This is a genomic window from Flavobacterium sp. (assembly GCF_025352015.1).
Taxonomy (GTDB): Bacteria; Bacteroidota; Bacteroidia; order Flavobacteriales; family Flavobacteriaceae; genus Flavobacterium.
Map to the genome: position 1 here is coordinate 1 of NZ_JANXUG010000103.1, position 3,587 is coordinate 3,587.

General features: G+C 34.5%; 5 protein-coding genes. 4 read left to right on the forward strand and 1 reads right to left on the reverse strand.

The genetic code is table 11. The features are described from left to right. The first annotated feature begins 115 nt into the window (after window positions 1–115). Together greA and Q0Q96_RS10570 are read left to right on the forward strand one after the other, a co-directional pair. Window positions 116–592 (forward strand): transcription elongation factor GreA, encoded by a 477-nt coding sequence (gene greA, locus Q0Q96_RS10565; protein WP_293875158.1) that lies wholly within the window; start codon window positions 116–118, stop codon window positions 590–592. Window positions 593–643: 51 nt separating this feature from the next. Next, window positions 644–1,033 carry an HIT family protein gene (locus tag Q0Q96_RS10570; protein WP_293875160.1) on the forward strand — a complete coding sequence of 130 codons (390 nt, stop codon included), beginning with the start codon at window positions 644–646 and terminating at the stop codon, window positions 1,031–1,033. 19 nt (window positions 1,034–1,052) lie between these two features. On the opposite strand, the gene Q0Q96_RS10575 is transcribed toward Q0Q96_RS10570, so the two are convergent. Continuing rightward, the gene (locus Q0Q96_RS10575; RefSeq protein WP_293875162.1) at window positions 1,053–2,201 is read right to left on the reverse strand and encodes a HAMP domain-containing sensor histidine kinase; all 1,149 of its coding nucleotides are present in this window, start codon (window positions 2,199–2,201) and stop codon (window positions 1,053–1,055) included. 98 nt (window positions 2,202–2,299) lie between these two features. Between Q0Q96_RS10575 and Q0Q96_RS10580 the strand changes: the two genes are divergently transcribed. After that, window positions 2,300–3,175, forward strand: a complete 876-nt coding sequence (locus Q0Q96_RS10580) for a flavin reductase family protein (protein WP_293875164.1) — start codon at window positions 2,300–2,302, stop codon at window positions 3,173–3,175. Between the two features lie 2 nt (window positions 3,176–3,177). Beyond that, window positions 3,178–3,552 (forward strand): DUF3127 domain-containing protein, encoded by a 375-nt coding sequence (locus Q0Q96_RS10585; protein WP_293875166.1) that lies wholly within the window; start codon window positions 3,178–3,180, stop codon window positions 3,550–3,552. The last annotated feature ends 35 nt before the right edge of the window (window positions 3,553–3,587 follow it).

The window sequence follows — 3,587 nt, forward strand, 5'->3', positions numbered from 1 at the left end:
AACTTTGACAAGCGTTAAAAAAACGCCAAGAATTTTGAAATAAGATTAAAATAATATCTTTGCAAAAAGAAATCCCGTTCCGATGGGATTTTTTCTATTTATAAAAAAGCAGCACATGACTAAAGTATCGTATTACACCGCACAAGGACTGAAGAAATTAAGAGAAGAATTAGATCAATTAAAAAGCATCGAAAGACCAAAAGCGTCTCAAGCCATTGCCGAAGCACGAGATAAAGGCGACTTGTCTGAAAATGCAGAATATGATGCCGCCAAAGAAGCACAAGGAATGCTCGAAATGAGAATTGCCAAATTGGAAGAAGTACATTCAAATGCCAGATTGATTGATGAAACGCATCTTGATGTTTCAAAAGTTTTGGTATTATCCAACGTAAAAATTAAGAATCAAGCCAACGGCATGGAACTAAATTATAGATTGGTTGCTGAAAGCGAAGCCGATTTAAAGACAGGAAAAATTTCGGTTACCTCGCCAATTGGTAAAGGATTATTGGGAAAATCTGTGGGACAAATTGCTGAAATTACAGTGCCAAACGGTAAACTTAACTTTGAAGTTTTAGAAATTTCAAGAGATTAACTTTTGTTTCCTTAAGCGCAGTCGAAGGACTTTTTAAAAACAAAATTCGTAATGAGTTCACTATTTACTAAAATAATTGCTGGAGAAATTCCATGTTATAAAATAGCAGAGGACAATAATTTTATTGCTATATTAGATGTCAATCCAAATGCGAAAGGACACACACTTTGTATTCCAAAACTTGAGATTAATAAAATCTTTGATATGGATGAGGAGCTTTATTTGGGCTTAATGAAATTTTCTAGAAAAATTGCCATAGCCCTAGAAAAAACGGTTGCATGCAAACGTATTGGTGTTGCTGTAATTGGGCTCGAAGTGCCACATGTTCATGTACATTTGATACCGCTTCAAGATATGGATGCTATGCGTTTTCAAAAAAAAGTAACGCTGACTAAAGCAGAATTTGAAGAGTTACTTACAGCCATTCAAAGCAATTTATAGAACTAAAAATTTTGAATTTTTATAATTTCCTAAACGAAACTTGAATCGTAGTTCCGGTTCCAATTTCTGAATGCAATACTTTTATTTTTCCTTTGTGGTATTCTTCCACAATACGTTTTGTTAACGATAATCCTAAACCCCAACCTCTTTTTTTAGTGGTAAATCCGGGTTCAAAAACACGTTTGAACTGATTTTTAGGTATACCTTTTCCGGTGTCTGTTACAATAATTTTTACCAAATGGTTTTCGTTTTCAATCACTACTGATAGTTTGCCTCTGCCTCTCATGGCATCAATGGCATTTTTCACCAAGTTTTCGACAGTCCAACTGTGTAAAGCAGTATTTAACGAAATCATAATAGGTTTTTCGGGAGCTTTAAAAGTAAATTCTACTTGCTTTGAAAACCTCGATTTCAAATAGTTGAACGATTCTTCGGTTTCTTGAATAATATCTTTTACTTCTAATAACGGTTCCGAGCCTATTTTGGAAAATCTATCCGTTATGGTTTGTAACCGATTGATGTCTTTCTCTATTTCGCTAACCGTAGTTTCATCTACATTATCGGCTTTCATGATTTCGAGCCATCCTATTAAAGACGATAATGGTGTGCCAATTTGATGTGCCGTTTCTTTTGCCATTCCTGCCCAAAGCTTATTTTGGGTTGCCATTTTGGTGCTTTTATAAAAGTTATACACCATTGCGCCAAACAAAAAAATAATCAAGAGCAAAGCCACAGGATAATATTTCAATTTGGTCAATAATGAGGAATCGCCATAATAAAGATTATGTGTTTTCCCGTTTGAAATTTGCATTACAATAGGCTCATTTTGATTTTTCAGTTTTTGCAAAAAAGCAGCAAGTCTTGCTTTGTCTTTGAGAATATCGTCATCGATATTTTTAGTATTGATTATAGAATTTTTTTCGGTTACAATAATAGGGATGGTGGCTTCTTGAATAATTTGAAAAGGAAGTTCTATGTCAACATCAGCGTTAGGGTCGGCATTGTTGATTTTCTTTTGAGCCAATGCCCAATTTTGCATCTTTACGCGTTCTTGGTCTTTAAAAATTTGAAAAAACGAATAAGTATTCCACAAAATCAAACTCACAATAACAAACGATGCGATAATGATAAACCAGCGGGAAGTAATCCTTTTTTCAGAAAAATGCATGTAAACGATTTTGGTTAAAAGTAATGAAAAAATGATAACTTCTAATTTTGATGTTTACTTAAAACATAAAAAAATTACATTTGTAAAAACAAAAAATCATGCTCAGTTTCGAACCACATACACTTTCACCAGCACAACTTCAAGGATATTTACAAAGTGCAGTAGCTCCAAGACCTATTGCTTTTGCAAGCTCAATGGATAAGAATGGCAAACCCAATTTGTCGCCCTTTAGTTTCTTTAATGTATTTAGTTCAAATCCGCCAATTTTGGTGTTTTCTCCAGCACGTCGCGTTAGAAACAACACCACAAAACATACGCTTGAAAATTGCGAAGCCACCAAAGAAGTCGTGATAAATGTGGTTGATTATGCACTTGTCCAACAAGCTTCATTATCGAGTACTGAATATCCAGATGGGGTGAATGAGTTCTTAAAATCGGGATTAACGATGTTGCCTTCGGACTTGATAAAACCTTATCGAGTGGCCGAAAGTCCCGTGCAAATGGAATGCAAAGTCAATGAAATTATAGCATTAGGTAATCAAGGTGGTGCAGGTAATTTAATTATTTGTGAAGTAATAAAAATACATATCAACGAAAATATATTAGACAATAAAGGGATGATTGACCAAAACAAAATTGATTTGGTTTCGCGCTTAGGAGGCAATTGGTATTCACGTTCCAATCAAGGGATGTTTGAAGTCGAAAAGCCAATAACTACCCTAGGAATTGGTGTAGATTTGATTCCTGATTTTATTAAAGATAGTTCAGTTTTTGATGGTAATGATTTGGGTAAATTAGGAAACATAGAAGCATTGCCAACTCCAACAGAAATTACTATATTTGTACAACAAAATTTTTCGATCAAAGGGGTTTTGAGCTCCGATGATACTCTTAAAATTCATCAAAAAGCAAAAGAATATTTGAATAATAATGATGCGCTTTCTGCTTGGAAAGTGCTTTTAGCAAAACAATAAATATGGAAGTTACCGGAAAAATTAAAATCGTTAATGCAGAGCAACAAGTGAGTGCTAGTTTTAAAAAAAGAGAATTGGTTGTGGCAACAGAGGAGCAATATCCTCAATTTATTAGCATCAACTTTGTACAGGATAAATGTGATATGTTGAACAATTACAATGTGGGCGATGCTGTAAAAGTTTCTATCAATTTGAGAGGCAGAGAATGGTTGAGCCCACAAGGAGAAACCAAATATTTTAATGACATCCAAGGATGGAGAATTGAAAAAACACAAGCAGAAGCACCTGTAGCAACTATGCCTCCAATGCCGCCAGCTGAAGCGTTTGCACCTGCTACCAACTTCAACGAAGAAGAACACGACGATTTACCTTTTTAATAAATTTGTCTTAAAGTCAAAGGTCTTAAAGTTTA

What these genes read in the sequence shown, in the direction of transcription:
- greA (WP_293875158.1), top strand. Translation starts at nt 116, where the DNA reads ATGACTAAAGTATCGTATTACACCGCACAAGGACTGAAGAAATTAAGA.
- Q0Q96_RS10570 (WP_293875160.1), top strand. Translation starts at nt 644, where the DNA reads ATGAGTTCACTATTTACTAAAATAATTGCTGGAGAAATTCCATGTTAT.
- Q0Q96_RS10575 (WP_293875162.1), bottom strand. Translation starts at nt 2,201, where the DNA reads ATGCATTTTTCTGAAAAAAGGATTACTTCCCGCTGGTTTATCATTATC.
- Q0Q96_RS10580 (WP_293875164.1), top strand. Translation starts at nt 2,300, where the DNA reads ATGCTCAGTTTCGAACCACATACACTTTCACCAGCACAACTTCAAGGA.
- Q0Q96_RS10585 (WP_293875166.1), top strand. Translation starts at nt 3,178, where the DNA reads ATGGAAGTTACCGGAAAAATTAAAATCGTTAATGCAGAGCAACAAGTG.